The organism is Streptomyces sp. NRRL S-350 (assembly GCF_000719705.1).
Lineage (GTDB): Bacteria > Actinomycetota > Actinomycetes > Streptomycetales > Streptomycetaceae > Kitasatospora.
This window is the reverse complement of sequence record NZ_JOHO01000045.1, coordinates 13,844-32,877: the sequence shown is the minus strand read 5'-3', so window position 1 is coordinate 32,877 and position 19,034 is coordinate 13,844. Positions and strand designations below refer to the sequence as shown.

Here is a 19,034-nt window from a genome sequence, read left to right as displayed (position 1 = left end):
CGGTCGGGGATGGTGGGTGCAACGACTCGTGCGGCGGGGGGAGTTGCCATGGGGGACGGCCGGGGGATGGTGCCCGACGTGGTGGAGGCGCTGCTGGTGGGCGGGCCGCACCAGGCGGTGGCGGACGTGGTGCGGGCGCGGTTGCGGATGGTGCCGGAGGGGGCGCGGGCGCTGGCGGAGGCGGAGAGGAGTCCGAAGGACGTCCGGGCCCGGGAGCAGTTGACCGCGGCCGTCACCCAACTGCTCGCCTCCGACGTGGCGTTCGCGCAGTACCTGGCCACCACGGGGCTCGGTCGGCCGGCTGGTCCGCCGACCGTGCACCTGCGGACCGGGCCGAGCACCGTCCAGTTGCGCAGCACCGGTGCCGAACCGCCGCCGGCGGGCCCGACGACCGTCCAGCTGCGGGTCGGCCCGGTGGACGCCCGGGCGCGGGCCCTCGCGGCCCGCCGGGGCAGCGTCGGGATCGTGGTGGCGCTCGCCCTGGTCCTGATCGCCGCTTTGGTGGCCGTCGGCGTCCACCTGGGCTCGCGTCCGCTGATGAGGCCGGGCGGCCCCGGCCTGGCGCACGCCGCGCTGCCGCTGCGCGATCCGGAGCTGGTGCGGGGGGTGCTGCCCGACGCGCGGGCGATGCCGGCCGGGTGGCAGGTGCAGAGCGGGCCGGAGTCCGGATCGGGTTCCGGCGGCGGGGTGCCGTGTCTGCTGCCGGACTCCTGTGATCAGCAACTCGCCTACGCCACGGTGAGGTTCGGCGAGTCGGACATCCAGACCGTGGAGTTCACCGTGGTGACCTTCGCCTCGCCCGAAGCGGCCGCCCGGGCCTTCGACACCACGCTGGACCGCACTGCCGGCGAGGATCCGGGGGCGGTGTCCCTGCCCCCGATCGGCGACCAGAGCGCCGTCCGGACCCGTGGATCGTCGGCGGCGGTGGCGCTGGTCCGGGTCGGCGGCGTGCTGCTCCTGGTGCACGACGCGGGGCCCGGCGCCGCCGTCGCCGCACCGGCGCTCACCGTGTTCGCCCGGCTGCTCGCCGACCGCGCCCGGCAGGCGCAGGACGGCCGCACCCCGGACGCCGCCGCGCGCACCGCGGCCGGCTGACGGGTCAGGGCTTGTCGAGGTAGGCGAGGACCGCAAGCACCCGCCGGTTGCCGTTCTGGTCGTCGGTGAGGCCCAGCTTGCCGAACATCGAGGTGGTGTACTTGCTGATCGCGCTGTCGCTGAGGAACAGCCGTTGCGCGATGGCCTGGTTGGACAGCCCCTCCGCCATCAGGGCGAGCACCTCGGACTCGCGTTCGGTGAGCCGGTCGAGCCGCCGGTTCGAGGGGGCGGAGGACACCAGCGCGGCGATGACGGCCGGGTCCATGGCGGTGCCCCCCTTCGCCACGCGTTCCAGGGCGTCGACGAACTGGTCGCCGTCGAACACGCTCTCCTTGAGGAAGTAGCCGATGCCGCCCGCACCGTCGGCCAGCAGCTCGCGGGCGTACAACTGTTCCACGTGCTGGGAGAGGATCAGCACCGGCAGTCCGGGCACCTCGCGGCGCGCGGCGAGGGCGGCCCGCAGCCCCTCGTCCGACTGGGTCGGCGGCATGCGGACGTCGACGACGGCGACGTCCGGACGGTGGGTCAGCAGCGCTTCGAGGGCCTCGGGCCCGGTGCCGGCCGTCGCGACGACCTGGTGTCCGTAGGCTTCCAGGAGGTGGACCATTCCGTCCCGGAGCAGGTAGAGGTCCTCGGCTACGACTATTCGCATGGCACGACCATCGTCGCACAGGTCGGGCCACCCTCGGGGCTGGTGATCTCCAGGCGCCCGTCGAACACGGCGAGCCGGCGGCGCAGGCCCGCGAGCCCGCCCGCACCGCCCGTCCCCGGGCTGCCCGCCGCCTCGGCACCCGCCCCCGTACCGCCCGCCACCGCGCCGCCCGCCACTGCGCCGCCCCGGCCGTCGTCCTCGACCTCCACGACGATGCCGGTCTCGCTGTGGGCGAGAGCGATCCGGACGGTCGTCGCCCGGGCGTGCTTGGTCGCGTTGGTGAGCAGTTCGGCGATGCCGAAGTACACGGCGGACTCGATGGGCGGTTCCAGCCGGATCGGCCGGTCGGCGGTGACCGTCACGTCCAGCGGGCTGTTCAGGGCGAGCGCGCGGACGGCGTCGACCAGACCGCGCTCGTTCAACAGCGGCGGGTTGATGCCCCGTACCAGGTCGCGCAGTTCGGCGAGCGAGCTCGCGGCACCGGCCCGTGCCGCCCGCATCAGCGCCCGGGCCCGCTGCGGGTCGCTCTCCATCAGTTTCTCGGCGGTCGCCAGCGAGAGACCGAGCGCGACCAGGCCCGCCTGCGCCCCGTCGTGCAGGTCCTGCTCGATCCGGCGGATCTCGGCGGCCTGGGTGACGGTCACGTCGGCCCGCTGGGCCGTCAGCTCGACGACCCGCTCGGCCAGCAGCATCGCGGCGGAGGGGCCGAGGAAGCGGACCGCCACCGGCTCCAGCAGCCGCCAGGCGTACGGGGCGCAGGCGACGGCCGTGACTGCGGCGAGCGCCCCGGCCAGCCGGACGGACGGCTCGGGCCGGGCCAGCCCGAGGAGCGCGGCGCCGGCCCCGGCGGCCGGGACGGCCGCGACCAGGCCGGCCGTCAGCGGGACGACCGCGGTGAACCGCAGGTCGCGCCAGGTGGCCGGGTCGGTCCACCAGGTGCGCCATCGCTGGTCCAACTCGGCGTCCCGGCGGCTGCGCTCGTAGGAGTGGCCGTTCCACCAGTAGCCGGTGGACATCCGGACGACCGGCCCGGCCTGCCGGTAGCCGGCGGGGACCACGGTGCCGGTCCATCGTGCGACCAGCACGCGGACGGCCCGGCAGACGGGACGGGCGAGGGCGAGCGTGCCCGTACCGACCAGCACCACCGGCAGCAGCCAGGACCACGGGTTGGCCGGCCCCCACCGGATGCCCAGCGCCACCGCGCCCGCCCACACCGCCGGGATCAGCAGGGTGACCCCGGCGACCGCGCACGCCCGGACGAACCCCACGCCGACGCGGGCACCCCACGAAGCCGCCTGTCTCGTCATTCCCCGGCCCTCCCCCTCCGTTCGACGCCCCACTCTGCACCACCCGGAGCCCACCGCAGCCCTGATCGGCGCGGGAGTGTGGCCGGCCCCACCCTTCCGTGCGCCCCGGCCCACCCCTGTGGGCACCCCGACCCGCCCCGCTGTGCGCCCGGCCCCGCCCTGTCTCTGCGCCCAGCCCGTCCCCTGCGGGCGTCCTGCCCCTCCCCTGCATGCGTGCACCCGGCTGCTTCCCTTCCGTGCGCCGGCCGGCTGCTTCCCTGCCGTGCTCCGGCCGGCCGCACCGCTCCGTGCGCCCGGGCCCCGCACCGCCGGTGGCGCGGGCCGTCGCCCGAATGCATGTATCGCTCTCTTGACTGGCGTCACCGAAGCGCCATACTGGCCTCACTCCCGCCCGCCCGATGAGGTGCCCGCCCATGGAGCTATCCCCCTCAGCGCACGTGGACACGTTCTGTCGAGACCACCTCCCACCCTTCGAGCAGTGGCCAGAACTCCTCTTCGAACTACCGGAGTTGGCCTACCCCGACCGCCTGAACTGCGCGGCCGCCCTGCTCGACGACACCATCGCCCGCCTCGGACCGGACCGCCGCTGCCTGCTCACCCCCACCGGGCAGTGGACTTACGGCGAACTACGCGACCACACCGACCGGATCGCCCGCCTGCTGACCGAGGACCTCGGCCTCACCACCGGCAACCGGGTGCTGCTGCGCGGCCCCAACACCCCCTGGCTGGCCGCCTGTTGGCTCGCCGTCCTGAAAGCCGGCGGGGTGGCCGTCACCACCATGCCGCTGCTGCGCGCCACCGAGCTGACCGAGTTGGCCGGCATCGCACAACCCGTCCTCGCCCTGTGCGACCACCGGTTCCTCGACGAGCTGCAGCGGGCGCGGACCCCCGGCCTGCGCATCCTCGCCTACGGCGGCCACGCCCCCGACGACCTCACCGTGCGCTGCGCCGCCAAACCGGCCGGCTTCACCGCCGTCCCGACCGCCGCCGACGACGTCGCCCTGATCGCCTTCACCTCCGGCACCACCGGCCGCCCCAAGGCGACCCTGCACTTCCACCGCGACGTCCTCGCCAATGCCGACACCTTCTCCCGCCACCTGCTCCGCCCCACCCCCGACGACCTCTTCGCCGGCACCCCGCCGCTCGGCTTCACCTTCGGCCTCGGCGGGCTGCTGGTCTTCCCGCTGCGGGCCGGCGCCGCCAGTCTGCTCCTGGAGCAGGCCACGCCCGAGCAGTTGGCCGAACAGGTCCGGGAACACGGGGTGAGCGTGCTGTTCACCGCGCCGACCGCCTACCGGGCGGTCCTGGCCGCCGGGTTGGCCGACCGGCTGGCCGGAGTGCGGCGCTGCGTGTCGGCGGGCGAGCCACTGCCGGCCGCGGTCTGGCGGGCCTTCCACGAGGCCACCGGGCAGCGGCTGATCGACGGCATCGGCGCCACCGAACTGCTGCACGTGTTCATCGCGGCCGCCGACGGGGACGTCCGCCCCGGTTCCACCGGCAGGCCCGTGCCCGGCTACCGCGCCGCGATACTGGACGGCCAGGGCCGCCCGGTGCCGGACGGCGAACCCGGTCTGCTCGCGGTCAAGGGCCCGACCGGCTGCCGCTACCTGGACGACGAACGCCAGCTCGGCTACGTCCGGGACGGCTGGAACCTCACCGGCGACACCTACGTCCGCGACCGGGACGGCTACTTCTGGTACCAGGCCCGCACCGACGACATGATCGTCTCGGCCGGCTACAACATCGCCGGGCCCGAGGTGGAGCAGGCGCTCGCGACCCACCCCGACGTCACCGACTGCGCGGTGGTCGGCTCGCCGGACGAGCGGCGCGGCAGCGTGGTCAAGGCGTACGTGGTGCTGCGCGCGGGCGTGCCCGCCGGGCCCGAGACGGCACGTCTGCTCCAGGACCACGTCAAGCGCACCATCGCGCCGTACAAGTACCCGCGGGCCGTCGAGTTCGTCACCGGGCTGCCGCGCACCGCGACCGGCAAGCTGCACCGCGCCGAGCTGCGGCGGCTGGCCTCACTGGCCCCGGCCAGCGTCACCGTCGAGCGCCGGGTCGAGTGGTCGGACACCGACGCGGCCGGGCACTACCACTTCTCCGCCGTGCAGCGCTGGGCCGAGGCGGCGGAGGCGGCACTGCTGCGTCGACTGGGGCTGGCGGAGCTGTTCGGGCGGATCCCCCGGGTGCACTTCGAGGCCGACTACCGCCAGCGGCTCTGGTTCGGGGACGTGGTCCGCACCGAGCTGCGGGTGGTCCGGGTCGGCGGCTCCTCGCTGCACTACGCCTTCGAGGTGCACGGCCCGCACGGGCTGGCCGCGAACGGGCGGATGTCGGTGGTGAACGCCGCGCCACACACCGAGGGCCCCGAGCCGTGGCCGGCCCAGGTGCGCCGCACGCTGGGCGAGGCCGGGCCGCAGCAGCCGGAGGTGATCGCATGACGGTCCCCGGCACCCGGGCGCGCCGGATCGCCGTCATCGGCGCCGGCCCCGGCGGGCTCTACTTCGCCGCCCTGGCCAAGCAGCTCGCCCCCGACCGGGAGGTCACCGTCTTCGAACGGGACGGCCGCGACGACGAGTTCGGCTTCGGCGTGGTGTTCTCCGACGAGACCCTGGAGGGCATCGCCCAGGCCGATCCACAGGTCTTCGCCGCGATCGGCGCCGAGTTCGCCCGCTGGAGCGACATCGACATCCGCTACGCGGGCCGGGTCCGCACCAGCGGCGGCCACGGCTTCGCCGCCCTGGACCGCAACCGGCTGCGCGCCATCCTCCGGCAGCGCTGCGCCGACCTGGCCGTGGACGTGCGCTACCGCACGCCCGCGCCGTCCGTCGAACGGCTCGCCGCCGAGTACGACCTGGTGGTGGCCGCCGACGGCATCCACTCCCGCACCCGGGCGGCGTACCCGGACACCTTCCGCACCGAGCTGGACACGAGGCACTGCCGCTACATCTGGCTCGCCACCGACAAGGTCTTCGAGGCCTTCACCTTCATCGTCGAGCAGTACGACTTCGGCGTGCTGCAGGTGCACGCCTACCCGTACAGCGCGACCCGCTCCACCTTCATCGTCGAGATCGCCGAGGACGCCTGGCACCGGTCCGGCTTCGAGGCCTTCGCCACGAGGGAGTTCGCCCGCGGGGAGAGCGACGGGGCGAGCGTCCGACGTTGCGCGGACCTGCTCGCCGGCCACCTGGACGGCCACCGGCTGATCCCCAACGCCTCCCGCTGGATCCGCTTCACCACGGTGCGGAACGCCTGCTGGCACCACCGCAACGTGGTGCTGCTCGGCGATGCCGCGCACTCCGCGCACTTCTCGATCGGCTCGGGCACCAAGCTCGCCCTGGAGGACGCCCTGGCGCTGGCCGCCGCGCTCGGCGAACAGCCGGACCTGGACGACGCGTTGGCCGCCTACGAGGCCGAGCGGCGCCCGGTGGTGGAGTCCACCCAGCGCGCCGCGCAGGCCAGCCTGGAGTGGTTCGAGACCATCGGGCGCCGCGCCGGCCAGGACGTCGACCAGTTCGCCTTCAACCTGCTCACCCGAAGCCGCCGGGTCACCTACGGCAACCTGCGGGCCCGCGACCCCGCCTTCGTGGACGCCGTGGACACCGCCTTCGGCGGCTCGCCCGGGGTGCCGCCGATGTTCCGCCCGTTCAAACTGGGCGCGTTGGAGCTGCGCAACCGGATCGTGGTGCCGCCGCTCGCGACCTTCACCTCCCCCGACGCACTGCCCAGCGCCTTCGAACGGGCCCAGCTGACCGGCCACGCGCTCGGCGGGGCGGGCCTGGTGCTCGCCGGGATGACCGCCGTCAGCCCCGAAGGCCGGCCCACCGACCGCTGCCCGGGCCTGTGGACCGACCACCAGGAGCAGGCGTGGCGCGAACTCGTCCGGGCCGTCCGGGCGGTGAGCGACACCCCGCTCGGCATCCAGCTGACCCACGCCGGCCGCCGGGGCGCCACCACCGCTCCCGGGCCGGACGGCATCGGCCGCCCGCTCGCCGAGGGCTGGCCGCTGCTCGCTGCCTCGGCGATCCCGTGGGACGCCGACAGCCCGGTGCCGCACGAGGCCAACGACATCCAGCTGGCCGCCGTCACGGCCGACTTCGCGGCCGCTGCCGAGCGGGCCGCGCGGGCCGGATTCGACGTGCTGGAGCTGCAGTTCGGCCACGGACACCTGCTCTCCTCCTTCCTCTCCCCGCTCACCAACCACCGCACCGACCGCTACGGCGGCCCGCTCGCCCACCGGCTGCGGCTGCCGCTGGAGGTGCTGACGGCGGTGCGCGCCGCCTGGCCGGCCGGGCAGCCGCTGCTGGTGCGGATCTCGGCGAACGACTGGGCGCCCGGCGGCACCACCGAAGCGGAGGCCGTGGCGATCTGCCGCGCCCTCGCCGAGGCCGGCGCGGACGCGGTGGACGTCTCCACCGGCGAGGTCGTGGCGCACCAGCGGCCGCCGTACGGGCGCGGGTACCAGACGCCCTTCGCCGAGCTGGTCCGCACAGCCACCGGCCTGCCGACCGTCGCGGTCGGCGCGATCTCCGGGCCCGACGACGCCAACTCCGTCCTGCTCGCCGGGCGGGCCGACCTGGTCGCGGTCGGCCGGGCCCAGCTGTACGACCCGCTCTGGACGCTGCACGCCGCCGCCGACCAGGGTTACGCCGGGCCGGGCGCGCACTGGCCCGGGCCCTGGCGGGCGGGCAGCCGCAAACCGCCCGGCCCGGGCGCCGACCGGGTCGCCCCGCGCCTGCGCCTGCTACGCGAACCACCCGCGCCCGTCCACCGCCGCCGGCTGCCCCACCTGCCCGAGGAGTGACGAGGACCATGCCCCACCTGCCCCGCTTCACCGCCGCCGCCGTGCAGGCCGCCCCCGTCTACCTGGACCCGGCCGCCACCGTCGACAAGGCCGTCGCGCTGATCCAGGAGGCGGCCGCCCACGGCGCCGGACTCGTGGTCTTCCCCGAGGTCTTCGTCCCCGGCTACCCCTACTGGAACTGGACCATGAACCCCGTGCAGGGCTCGCCCTGGTACGAGCGCCTGTACCGCGCCGCCGTGGACGTGCCCGGCCCGTACGTCGACACCCTGCGCGCCGCCGCCCGACAGGCCGGGGTGGTGCTGGTGATCGGCGTCAACGAGCGCGGTCGGCACAGCCTGGGGGTGCTGTACAACACCCTGCTGATCATCGACTCGAACGGCGAACTGCTCAGCGTGCACCGCAAGTTGGTGCCGACCTGGGCGGAGAAGCTGACCTGGACCCAGGGCGACGGCAGCACCCTGAAGGTGCACCGCACCTCCGTCGGCCCGCTCGGCGCACTCGCCTGCGGCGAGAACACCAACACCCTGGCCCGCTTCACCCTGCTGGCCCAGGGCGAACTCGTCCACGCCGCAAGCTACATCGCGCTGCCGGTGGCCCCCGAGGACTACGACATGGCGGAGGCGATCGCGCTGCGCGCCGCCGCCCACTGCTTCGAGGGCAAGCTGTTCACGGTGGTGTCCTGCTCCACCATCTCCCCAGAGATCGTCGACCTGATCGCCGGCGACGACCAGCAGGTCCGCAAGCAACTCGCCCGCCCGCGCAGCGCCCTCTCCGGGATCTTCGGCCCGGACGGGCGTGCCGTCACCGAGCCGCTGGTGGACGAGGAGGGCATCGTCTACGCCGAGATCGACCTCGGCCGCTGCATCCAGCCCAAGCAGATGCACGACATCGTCGGCCACTACAACCGCTTCGACGTCTTCCGGCTGCACGTGGACGACCGCCCGCTGCGGCCCCTGGTACTGCCCGACGACGACGCCTGACCGGCGAAACCACCCGACCGAGGAGGAGACATGACCGCTCAGGACGACCCGTCGCGCCACCACCCCTCGCTTCACGACCCCTCGCGCCACGACCCCTCACTCCACGACCCCTCACTCCACGACGACGACCGGATCGGCCGGTCCCGGGTCACCGACAGCCCGGAACTGCTCGCCTACTACGACGAGTTGGCCAAGCACGAGGCCGGCGCCCTGTGGACGGTGGCGAACGAGATCGAGCCCTGGTACCCGCAGCCCAAGTCCGTCCCGGTGCTCTGGCGCTACTCCGACCTGCGCCCACTGGTTCGCAAGGCGCTGCCACTGGTGAAGGCCGACGACGCCGGCCGCCGGGTGGTGATGCTGGTCAACCCCGGCCGCCGCGAACTGAGCGCCGCCGTCGGCCTGTTGTACACCGGCCTGCAGATCATGGGCCCCGGCGAGGCGATGACCGCGCACCGCCACCAGGCCTCCGCCCTGCGCTTCGTCCACGAGGGCACCGGCGCCTGGACGGTCGTGGACGGGCAGAAGCTCAAGGTCGGCCCGCGCGACTTCGCCATCACGCCGAACAACACCTGGCACGAGCACGGCAACGAAGCCGACGACGCCCCGGTGATCTGGCAGGACGGCCTGGACATCCCGCTGGTCAACACCCTCGACGCCAACTTCTACGAGGTCCACCCGGAGCTGTACCAGCGCCCGGGCCCGGTGGTGAACTCCTCCCTGCTCAGCTACGGCGGCAACCTCCTGCCGTACGGCGTCGAGAAGTGGACCCGGCCCTACTCGCCGCTGCTCGGCTGGCCCTGGGAGCCCAGCTACCACGCGCTGCGCCAACTGGCCCGCGCCGCCGAGGGATCCCCGTACGACGGCGTGATCATGGAGTACACCAACCCGGTCACCGGCGGCCCGGTGATGCCGACCATGGCCGCCCACCTGCAGCTGCTTCGGCCGGGCCAGGCCACCCGCGCCCACCGGCACACCGGGTCGGTGGTCTACACGGCGGCCAAGGGGCGCGGCGAATCGGTGATCGCCGGGCAGCGCTTCACCTGGCAGCAGGGCGACATCTTCGTCGTCCCGTCCTGGGCCTGGCACGAGCACGCGAACCTCGACCAGGGCGAGGACGCCGTCCTGTTCTCCTTCAACGACTTCCCGGTGATGCACGCGCTCGGCCTCCACGGCGAGGAGGCCTACCCGGACCATGACGGGCACCAGCCCACCGCCATGCACCTGTTGACCTACCGCACGGACGGCGACGACACCCCCCACCTCGGCGCGCTGCTCGACGGTGACCGGGTCGCCGACCTCACCGCCCTGGCCACCGCCGCCGGGGCCCGACTCCCGGACAGCCTCCTCGGGTTGATCCGCGGCGGAGAGCCGGCCCTGGCCACCGCGCGCGACCTGCTCGCCGGCGCACCGGCCACCCGCCCGCTCGCCGAGGTCTCGCTGTGCGCACCGCTGCGTCCCGGCAAGATCGTCGGGGTCGGCCTCAACTACGTGGAGCACGTCGCCGAGTCGCACCGCACCCTGGACACCGAGCGTGAACTTCCCGACCGACCGGTGCTGTTCTGCAAGCCCTCCACCGCCGTCATCGGCCCGGGCGGACCGATCCGGCACAACGCGAACCTCACCAAGCAGCTCGACTGGGAGTGCGAACTCGCCGTGGTGATCGGCGAACCCGCCTTCCAGGTGGCCGAACGGGACGCCCTGCGGCACGTGTTCGGCTACAGCATCGTCAACGACATCAGCGCCCGGGACCAGCGCCGCTCCGGGCAGTGGTTCTTCTCCAAGGGCCAGGACAGCTACGCGCCGTTCGGCCCGGTCGTGGCGACCGCCGACGAGATCCCCGACCCGCAGCGGCTCGACCTCTCGCTGAAGGTCAACGGCGAGCTGCGGCAGGACTCCAACACCCGGCACATGCTGTTCGGCATCGCCCGGCTGATCGCCGACATCTCCTCCGGCGTCACCCTGGAGCCGGGCGACGTGATCGCCACCGGCTCGCCCTCGGGCGTGGGCGCCGGCATGGTGCCCCCACAGTTCCTGCAGCCCGGCGACCTGGTCGAGGCCACCATCGAGCGGATCGGCACGCTCGCCAACCCCGTGATCGACGCCCGCTGAGAGGAGCGCCCGCTGATGCCGACGTACCGGATCGGCCAGATCGTCCCGAGCTCCAACGTCACCATGGAGACCGAGGTGCCCGCCCTGCTGCGGGCCCGCGAGGCGGTCGCCCCCGAACGGTTCACCTTCCACTCCAGCCGGATGCGGATGACCAGGGTCACCCCCGAGCAGCTGCGCGCCATGGACGGCGAGTCCGACCGCTGCGCCACCGAGCTCTCGGACGCCCGGATGGACGTGATCGGCTACGCCTGCCTGGTCGCGGTGATGGCCACCGGCCCCGGCTACCACCGCGAGGCGGAGCGGCGACTGCACCGGCGCACCGTCGAGAACGGCGCGCCCGCACCCGTGGTCACCAGCGCCGGCGCCCTGGTCGCCGGGCTGCGCACACTGGGCGCCAGGAAGATCGCGATGGTCACCCCGTACCTGCGGCCGCTGGCCCGGACGGTGGTCGGCTACCTCGCCGAGGAGGGCATCGAGGTGCTCGACCACGCCGCCCTGGAGATCGCCGACAACCTGGACGTGGCCGCCCACGACCCGGCCCGGCTGCCCGCCATCGCCCGCGGCCTCGCACACGCCGACGCGGACGCCGTGGTGCTCTCCGCGTGCGTGCAGATGCCCTCGCTGTCCGCCGTCGAGGAGGCCGAGCAGCAGCTGGGCAAGCCGGTGGTCTCGGCCGCCGTCTGCACCACCCACCAGCTGCTCCGCGCCCTGGGCCTGCCCGCCTTCGCGCCCGGGGCGGGGCACCTGCTCTCCGGCGCCTACGCGGAGGTCTGACCCTCCCGGACCACCGCTATGATCACCACCGGTCACCGGGTGGCCGCCATTCGCCGGGGAGGAGCGCCCACGCATGTCGGAGAGCACGCCCCGGCCGAGTTCCCTGATCCACACCGTCTACGGGGAGTTCGTCCGCCGCCTCGGCGGCTGGATATCCATCGCGGACCTGATCGCGCTGATGGCCGAACTGGACGTCGACGGTCCGGCCGTCCGCTCGGCGACGTCCCGGCTGAAGAAGGCCGGCACCCTGCTCCAGGAACGCCGCGCTGGCACCGGTTACCGGCTCTCCCCCGCGATGGAGCCGGTCTTCGAGGAGGGCGACCGCCGGATCTTCCACAGCCTGGAGCCCGCCTCGCTCTCCGACGGCTGGGTGGTGGCGGTCTTCTCGGTGCCCGAATCCGAGCGCGCCCACCGCCACCAGCTGCGCTCCCGGCTGAGCTGGCTCGGCTTCGGCAACGCCGCCCCCGGCGTCTGGCTCGCGCCCGCCCGGCTGCTGCCGGACGCCCGCCGCCTGCTGGAGCGCCTGGGGCTGAGCGCCTACGTCCACCTGTTCCTCTCCGCCGAGTACGCCGGCTTCGCCGATGTGCGGACGGCGGTGGCGAGTTGGTGGGACCTCCCGGCGATCGAGGCGCAGTACGCGGCGTTCACCGGCGCCTGGCGGCCGGCCGCCGAGGAGCTGCGCGGGCAGCCCCGGATCGACCCGGCCGAGGCTTTCCGCGCCTACGTGCCGATGCTCACCGAGTGGCGCCGCCTGCCCTACCTGGACCCGGGCCTGCCCGCCCAGCTGCTGCCCGCCGACTGGAACGCCGTCCCGGCCCGCGCGGTCTTCACCGAGTTGCACGGGCTGCTCGCCGAGCCCAGCCTGCGGCACGTCGAGAAGGTCACCGGGCTGTCCGACCCCCAGGAGCCGCAATGACCGACCACGCCCCCGCCGACCTGCTGATCCGGGCCGCCGCCGTGCACACCCTCGTGCCCGGCGAGCCACCGCGGCGGGCGATCGCCGTCACCGGCGACCGGATCACCGCCCTCTCCCCCACCTCCGACGGCCTGGACGCCCTGATCGGGCCGGCCACCGAGGTCGTGGACGCCCCGGCCTCGACCGTGCTGCCCGCCTTCGACGACACCCACACCCATCTGGTCATGGCCGCGCAGAGCGTCCACGGCGTGCCCGTCCACCGCGCCCGGGACCTCGCCGGGTTCCTCGAGCTGATCCGCGAGCGCGCCGCCCGCACCCCCGCCGGGGAGTGGATCCACACCACGGTCAACTGGCAGGAGGTGCTGCTGGACGAGCAACGGATGCCCACCACCGAGGAGTTGGACGGCGCCACCGCCGACCACCCGGTGCTGGTGCGCCGCGGCGCGTACAACATGGTCCTCAACTCGGCCGCGCTGCGCCTCGCCGGGATCACCGAGGCGACCGAGGCGCCGTCCGGCGGCGTGATCGAGCGCGACGGGCACGGGCGGCTCACCGGCCGTCTGGTCAACCGGGCGGTCGAGCTGGTCGAGCGGGTGCTGCCGCGCCCCACCCGCGCCGAGCGGATCGACGGCCTGCGCGCCGCCTCCGCCGCCTACGCCGCCACCGGGATCGGCACCGTCCGGGACTGCCTCGTCCCGGTCGAGGACCTCGGCGTCCTGGACGCGGCCCGCGCGGAGGGCGCCCTCGCCGTCCGGGTCCGGGCACTGGTCTCGGGCTTCGCCGCCCGGACGCCCGACCAGGTGGACGCACTGCTGGACCGGATGGACGAGTGGCGCGCCGACGGGCGGGACGACGACCGACTGCGCCTTTGGGGCGTCAAGTTCGGCATCGACGGCGGCTTCGAGGCGGGCGCGCTGGAGGAGCCGTACCAGGGGCAGCCGTGCTACCACGGCCGACTGCTCTGGGAGCCGGCCGACCTGCTCGCGGCCGTGGACCGGGTGGTCGGGCGCGGCTGGCGGGTCGGCGTGCACGCCTGGGGCGACCGCGGCCTGCGTGTCCTGCTGGACGTCTTCGAGCAGGTGCTCAAGCTCCGCCCCGGCCTGCCGCCCGGCACCCTGGTGGTCGAGCACGGCGGCCTGGCCCGCCCCGCCCAGCGGGCCCGGGCGATCGCGCTCGGCATCCCGGTGACCGTCCAGCACCCGCTGCTGCACGACGGCGCGCTCGCCCAGCAGCGGGCGTGGGGCGAGGAGCGCACGGCCGCGCTCTTCCCGCTGCGCGCGTGGCTGGACGAGGGCGCGCTGCTCACCGGCGGCTCGGACTTCCCGGTCGGCCCGTACGGTGCGATGGTCTCGGTGTGGGGCATGACGACCCGAGGCACCACCGCCGGGGTGGTCGGCCCGGAACACGCGATCGAGCGGTCCGAGGCGGTCGCGCTGCACACCGTGAACGCCGCCCGGCTGACCGGCGAGAGTGCCGTCCGGGGCAGCCTGCGGCCGGGGGCTTTCGCCGACCTCACGGTGTGGCCGCTCGACCCGATGGCCTGCCCTGCGGACGCGCTGCGCACCCTGCTGCCGGTGCGGACGGTGGTCAGCGGCCGTACCGTGCACATCGCCTGACGGACCGTCAGGCGGCGACCAGTTCCCGCAGGTCGATGCCGCGGTGGAGCGCGCGAAGGTCCTCGTGCAGGGTGGACGGCGGGACGACGAGCACGCCGCAGCGCGCCTGGTCGAGGCAGTGGCGGGCGACCGAGCGGCGCATCAGCCGCCGCAGCCGGGCGCCCCGGCCGCCCTGCTCCCCGGTGCTGACCACCAGCAGGTCGTCCGGGCGGTCGGCGAGCTCGGTCAGCACCGCGCCGGCCTCGCCGCGGACCACGAGCGGCCGCACCGGCACCCCGACCGGGAGGCCACCGAACGCCTGCTCCAGGGCGCCCCGGAGCCGGGCGTCGGCGAGGTCCCGCCAGGCGCGGAGCAGCGGCGGGCACGGTCGCGCCTGGTAGCTGCGCTCGCCGCCGACCGGCGCCCAGGCGAGCACCGGGACCAGCATGGCCCGTCGGGCCCTGGCCTCCTCGGCCGCCCGGTGCAGGGCGGTCAGGCTGTGCAGTGAGCCGCTGACTCCGACGATGACGCGGGCGCCGTCCGACATGATCCTTCGCTTTCCGATACCAGGCTGCTTGAGTGTCTGCGATTATGCTGCCACGACTCCCGTATTGCCTGCAAATCTAAGGCATTAACTGAATATCACCTTGTATCAACAAACCCTGCCGTGACCTGGCCGTCGACCGGCCGGAGCTCCTGCAGCAGCCCCCAGGTGAAGTCGGCCGTCCACCGGCACACCCGGCCGCCACCGTCCGGAGCGTCGAAATCCAGCTGGAAGCGGGTCGGCGCACTCCCCTCGCGCGGCACGGCGGGCGGGAACGCGGCACCGACGTCACCCACCACACAGCTCCACGGCGTGAGGTCGGCGATCGAGCGCGGCCGGGGGCACGGGGCGCCGACCGCCCGCACCAGCCACTCGTTCAGCAGCGGCGAGCCGACCTCCGCCGGGCCCAGCAGGACCTCGAACCGCAGCTCCGGCCAGAGCGGCAGCGCCCACTGCCGGGCGCTGCACGCCAGGTCCCCGATCCGCCGCGGCACGGTCGTCCCGGCCGGCCCGAGCACGGCCGCGTACCGGGCGCCACCACGAGGGAACCGGGGCGCCCGGACCATCGCCTGCCAGCGCTTGTTCGCCTCCCGCATCGAGGCCCGGTCGGCGCCCAGCCGCCGCACCGCCTCCTCCACCAGCCCCGGCTGGAAGTCGGCCATCCGACGCAGCAGCACCAGCTGGAACTCGGTGACCCCGAAGCCGTTGATCGCCATACCGGCAGGCTAGGGTCGGGGCCCGGTTCCCGGCGAGGGCGTGGCCGGCCGCGTCACCTTCCGGCCCCCGCCAGCGCGAGCGCCACCAACTCCCGGCGACTGCGCACGCCGAGCCGGTCGAAGACGGCGGTCAGGTGCTCCTGCACGGTATTCGCCGAGATGCACAGCTCGGCCGAGATCTCGCGGGTCGAGCAGCCGCGCAGGACCAGGGTCGCGACCCGGTTCTGCGCCGGGCTGAGCCCGTACGCGCTGAGCAGGAGCGTGGACCGCTGCTGCGGCGGCGCGGGCTCGACGACCACCGCGATCTGGGGCCGGGGCGCCCCGGTGAGCCGGGTGGCGTGCAGGCTCCACCACCCGCCGAAACGGTCGCGCACCCGGACCGACGGCGGCGGCACCGCATCGGCCGGCTCCCGCTCCAGGCGGGCCAGCCGGGCGGCCACCGCGCTGACCGCGATCGGCAGCCGCGCTCCGGGCGGGAAGTCCGCCGGTTCCAGCCGGGCCAGCCAGTCCCGCGCCTCCTCGCTGGCGGACAGCAGCACCGGCCCGGCATCCGACGCCGGACCTGCGGCCGACACCGGTCCGGCGTCCAGCACCAGGACGCCGGGGGCGGCGGCACGAGGCTGCGCCGCAGCGGAACCAGCGAGACCGAGGGCGACCGAGCGCCGGATCCCCTCGGCGAGGTGCGGAGCGACGGCCCGCAGCACCGCGACGTCCCCGCCGTCGAAGCCGGAGCCCGCCCGTTCCCGGTGCAGGCACAGCACTCCCCAGCAGCAGCCGCCGAGGCGCAGCGCCACCCGGAGCTCGTCACCGAGTCCGAGCGGCGCCATGATCTCCCGGTAGCGGGGACTGGCCCCGAGGTCGCCCCGGGTGGCCCGGCCGAGCGTGCCCACCGGGTCGGCGGCCCGCGCCAGGTCGGCGAACTTGTTGACGTCGGACCGGCCGAACTCGTTCTCCAGGAAACGCGCGGTCTCGCCGGCCAGCGGTTCCTCCGTGGCGACGGAGGTGAACAACAGGGAGGCGGGGTCGACGGTCGCGAAGAACACGGCGTCGGCGGGGACGAGCCGCCGCAGGCGCGGGAGCACCTCGGCCCGCAGTCGGGCCGGGTCCGACCCGGCGTAGCAGCGGTCGACGAGTCCGGCCGTCCGGCGATCCAGCAGCGATGCCGCCATGGGATCGACGTTACTCCTGAGCCAGGCCCAGCTGGCGAAGCAGCCCGAGGTCGTCGAGGCGGCCCCACCGCTCGACGATCCGCCCGTCCCGGACCCGGAAGATGTTGATGCCGGGCAGGCTGAGCGGCCGGCCGCTGGGAGCCACACCGAGCAGCTCACCCCGGTGCGTGCCGTGCGCCGTGAAGTGCTCGACCACCAGGTCACCCTCCCCGATGACCAGGTCCTGATCGCTGTGCCAGTCGGGGCACGCGGCCCGGAACAGCGCTCCGGCCCGGCGCATCCCCTCCCGGTCGGCACCGCCGCCGAGCGGCGGGTCGTGGTTGACGAAGTCCTCGGCGAGGTACTCGTCGACAGCCCCGAGGTCACCCTTCGTGAAGAGCGCGTCGATGAACGCGGTGACCGTGCTCTTGTTCTGCTGGATGGTGTCCATACCGGCAGTCTTCGACCCGCCGAGCCCGACCGGAACCCCAGAACTCTGGGGTTCTCCACCGTGAACCGCGGAATCCGCAAGGCGCATTCGAGCACACGTTCGAACGAAGGCGTACGCTGGCCCCATGCACGGCATCCACCCGCTCCAGCCCTCGCTCTTCGACGACGCGGACCACGACGGCATCCGCCTCGGCCCGCTCGACGGCCTGCGGCGGCAGGCGCTCGGCGACGGCGCCTGGCTGGACGTCCTGCCGGGGTGGCTGCACGGCGCGGACGAACTGTTCGAACACCTGGCCGCCACCGTGCCCTGGCGGGCCGAACGTCGCGAGATGTACGAGCGGACGGTCGACGTCCCCCGCCTCCTGGCCTTCTACCCGGCGGACACCGAGCCGCCCCACCCGGTGCTCGAACAGGCCCGGACGGCACTGAGCGGGCACTACGCGCAGGAGTTGGGCGAACCGTTCCGCACCCTCGGCCTCTGCTACTACCGGGACGGCCGGGACAGCGTCGCCTGGCACGGCGACCGGATCGGACGCGGCGCCCACACGGACACCATGGTGGCGATCCTCTCCGTCGGCGAGCCGCGCACCCTGGCCCTGCGGCCGCGCTTCGGCGGCGGCACGGTCGTCCGCCGCACACTCGGCCACGGCGACCTGGTGGTCATGGGCGGCTCCTGCCAGCGCACCTGGGAACACGCCGTCCCCAAGACCGCCCGCCCGGTGGGCCCGCGGATCAGCATCCAGTTCCGGCCCCAAGGCGTCACCTGAGGCCCACCCGCCGCCACTCCTACCGCAGTTCCGGAGGCCGCCGGTCAGGCATCCGCGATGTCCGTTTTCGCCGCGCTCAGCATGTGGCCGGGAATGACGACGAGCCGCTCGCCCGGGCCGAGGGTGACGCTGTCGGGAAGCCGGGCGCCGTAGTCCTCCGTGAGGTCGCGTCCGATCACGGCGATGTCGCCGTTCGAGAGCTGCCAGATGTCCGGGCATTCGTCCCGGCCGTCGGACGTCCCGAGTTCCTTCGCGGACTTTCCCAGGCGCTTCTCGAACGAAGCGGAAGGGTCGGCTTCCCATGCACGAGCCATGCCTGCCCCCCGTTGACCCTGCTCCCGGCGTGGAGCCGCGGGTTGAGGATCTTACACCTGACGGCACATCAGGGGAATCTTCCTCACATTCGCCATGCAGTCCCGAATGATCACCATCGGGCACAGTCCGCCGTGTTTGCGGCGGAATCCGGCCATGGCCGGGGGTGTTCGCCGACGGGACTGGATTCGCCGGACGCAGGGCGACCGAGTGACTACCCTGTGGTCGAACCGCGCTACGTGCCGTAGCCGCACCTCCAAGGAGTCCCATGCCCTCGCCCTGCGACCCCCGATACGCTTCCGTCGGCGATGTGGGCGCCGCGCTCATGGTGGTCGACTCCCGGCTCAAGGCCCTCCACGACCGCAAGGCCGGGACGGATCCCGAACAGCAGCGGATGATCGACCAGTTCGCCGCGTCCTTCGGCCCCGGGGGGCTCGACGAGCTCCTCGACGGCACGTGCACCCTCATCTACATGTTCATGAACTGGTTGCGGGGCAGCTTCGAACACCACGACGAGGACGTCGTCGAACACACGGTGCCCACCCTGGTGGCCACCATGCGCATGATGCCCAGGACCTTCCGGCCCGAGGTCGTCCCCATGATGGCGGGCCTGCTCATCGCCGCGGGCACCGGCCTGAGCCCCAACCTGTGGCGCGCGCAGTACGGCCCCTGGACCGCAGCCGAGATGAACCCCCTGGAGGCCGTGACCGTCCTGCTCGCGGACCACGTCAATCGGGTGTCCGGAACCAACGACCACACCTTCGCCACCCAACTCATCGCCGACGCCCTGTCCGAGCTGGAACTGGAGGAGGACTGAGTTCCCGGAGGACCGGCGGCACGCGGAGTCCGGGGTCCGGTACGGTGG

Annotated in this window: 17 protein-coding genes and 1 pseudogene; 11 read left to right on the top strand and 7 right to left on the bottom strand. The window is 74.0% G+C overall.

Translation table 11 applies throughout. The features are described from left to right. Positions 1-48: 48 nt before the first annotated feature. Positions 49-1,095, top strand: coding sequence for a hypothetical protein (locus IF30_RS0129470; RefSeq protein ID WP_030244104.1), 1,047 nt, complete (start codon positions 49-51; stop codon positions 1,093-1,095). Between the two features lie 4 nt (positions 1,096-1,099). On the opposite strand, the gene IF30_RS0129465 is transcribed toward IF30_RS0129470, so the two are convergent. Continuing rightward, entirely contained in the window at positions 1,100-1,747 is a 648-nt protein-coding gene (locus tag IF30_RS0129465; protein WP_030244102.1) for a response regulator transcription factor, read from the bottom strand. Beyond that, a complete protein-coding gene (locus IF30_RS0129460; RefSeq protein WP_030244100.1) occupies positions 1,738-3,054 on the bottom strand; it encodes a sensor histidine kinase in 1,317 nt (438 codons plus the stop codon). Before IF30_RS0129460 ends, IF30_RS0129465 begins: the two co-directional genes overlap by 10 nt. 413 nt (positions 3,055-3,467) lie before the next feature. Here IF30_RS0129460 and IF30_RS0129455 point away from each other — a divergent pair. The 8 genes and pseudogenes from IF30_RS0129455 to IF30_RS0129425 all read left to right on the top strand — a co-directional run. Beyond that, a pseudogene (locus IF30_RS0129455) lies at positions 3,468-5,072 on the top strand (AMP-binding protein); the annotation flags it as partial. Next, positions 5,046-5,495, top strand: a complete 450-nt coding sequence (locus IF30_RS49740) for an acyl-CoA thioesterase (protein WP_324605663.1) — start codon at positions 5,046-5,048, stop codon at positions 5,493-5,495. The pseudogene IF30_RS0129455 and the gene IF30_RS49740, both read left to right, overlap by 27 nt. Further along, the gene (locus tag IF30_RS0129450) at positions 5,492-7,858 is read left to right on the top strand and encodes an FAD-dependent monooxygenase (RefSeq protein ID WP_030244097.1); all 2,367 of its coding nucleotides are present in this window, start codon (positions 5,492-5,494) and stop codon (positions 7,856-7,858) included. The genes IF30_RS49740 and IF30_RS0129450 overlap by 4 nt, the downstream gene beginning before the upstream one ends. 8 nt (positions 7,859-7,866) lie before the next feature. Further along, the gene (locus tag IF30_RS0129445; RefSeq protein WP_030244095.1) at positions 7,867-8,838 is read left to right on the top strand and encodes a carbon-nitrogen hydrolase family protein; all 972 of its coding nucleotides are present in this window, start codon (positions 7,867-7,869) and stop codon (positions 8,836-8,838) included. A 30-nt stretch (positions 8,839-8,868) separates the two neighbouring features. Then, positions 8,869-10,947, top strand: coding sequence for a fumarylacetoacetate hydrolase family protein (locus tag IF30_RS49735; RefSeq protein WP_234322886.1), 2,079 nt, complete (start codon positions 8,869-8,871; stop codon positions 10,945-10,947). A gap of 15 nt (positions 10,948-10,962) precedes the next feature. Further along, entirely contained in the window at positions 10,963-11,721 is a 759-nt protein-coding gene (locus IF30_RS0129435) for an Asp/Glu racemase (RefSeq protein WP_030244092.1), read from the top strand. Between the two features lie 73 nt (positions 11,722-11,794). Continuing rightward, positions 11,795-12,637 carry a PaaX family transcriptional regulator C-terminal domain-containing protein gene (locus IF30_RS0129430; RefSeq protein WP_030244090.1) on the top strand — a complete coding sequence of 281 codons (843 nt, stop codon included), beginning with the start codon at positions 11,795-11,797 and terminating at the stop codon, positions 12,635-12,637. After that, positions 12,634-14,253: an amidohydrolase gene (locus IF30_RS0129425; protein WP_030244088.1), complete on the top strand. Its 1,620-nt coding sequence runs from the start codon at positions 12,634-12,636 to the stop codon at positions 14,251-14,253. Before IF30_RS0129430 ends, IF30_RS0129425 begins: the two co-directional genes overlap by 4 nt. Before the next feature lie 7 nt (positions 14,254-14,260). Here the strand turns inward: IF30_RS0129425 and IF30_RS0129420 are convergent, their stop codons facing one another. The 4 genes from IF30_RS0129420 to IF30_RS0129405 all read right to left on the bottom strand — a co-directional run bounded on the left by IF30_RS0129420 (position 14,261) and on the right by IF30_RS0129405 (position 17,091). Then, complete coding sequence (locus IF30_RS0129420) at positions 14,261-14,779, bottom strand: universal stress protein (RefSeq protein WP_030244086.1); 519 nt, start codon at positions 14,777-14,779, stop codon at positions 14,261-14,263. A 95-nt stretch (positions 14,780-14,874) separates the two neighbouring features. Further along, positions 14,875-15,492 carry a hypothetical protein gene (locus IF30_RS0129415; RefSeq protein WP_051711479.1) on the bottom strand — a complete coding sequence of 206 codons (618 nt, stop codon included), beginning with the start codon at positions 15,490-15,492 and terminating at the stop codon, positions 14,875-14,877. 53 nt (positions 15,493-15,545) lie between these two features. Next, positions 15,546-16,661, bottom strand: a complete 1,116-nt coding sequence (locus IF30_RS0129410; protein WP_030244083.1) for a helix-turn-helix transcriptional regulator — start codon at positions 16,659-16,661, stop codon at positions 15,546-15,548. A gap of 10 nt (positions 16,662-16,671) precedes the next feature. After that, positions 16,672-17,091, bottom strand: a complete 420-nt coding sequence (locus tag IF30_RS0129405) for an ester cyclase (protein WP_030244081.1) — start codon at positions 17,089-17,091, stop codon at positions 16,672-16,674. 124 nt (positions 17,092-17,215) lie between these two features. Here IF30_RS0129405 and IF30_RS0129400 point away from each other — a divergent pair, with 124 nt between their 5' ends. Then, positions 17,216-17,857 carry an alpha-ketoglutarate-dependent dioxygenase AlkB gene (locus IF30_RS0129400; RefSeq protein ID WP_030244080.1) on the top strand — a complete coding sequence of 214 codons (642 nt, stop codon included), beginning with the start codon at positions 17,216-17,218 and terminating at the stop codon, positions 17,855-17,857. A 44-nt stretch (positions 17,858-17,901) separates the two neighbouring features. Here the strand turns inward: IF30_RS0129400 and IF30_RS0129395 are convergent, their stop codons facing one another. Continuing rightward, positions 17,902-18,171 carry a hypothetical protein gene (locus tag IF30_RS0129395; RefSeq protein WP_030244078.1) on the bottom strand — a complete coding sequence of 90 codons (270 nt, stop codon included), beginning with the start codon at positions 18,169-18,171 and terminating at the stop codon, positions 17,902-17,904. A gap of 266 nt (positions 18,172-18,437) precedes the next feature. On the opposite strand from IF30_RS0129395, the gene IF30_RS0129390 reads away from it, so the two are divergent. Further along, positions 18,438-18,986, top strand: a complete 549-nt coding sequence (locus IF30_RS0129390; RefSeq protein ID WP_030244076.1) for a hypothetical protein — start codon at positions 18,438-18,440, stop codon at positions 18,984-18,986. The last annotated feature ends 48 nt before the right edge of the window (positions 18,987-19,034 follow it).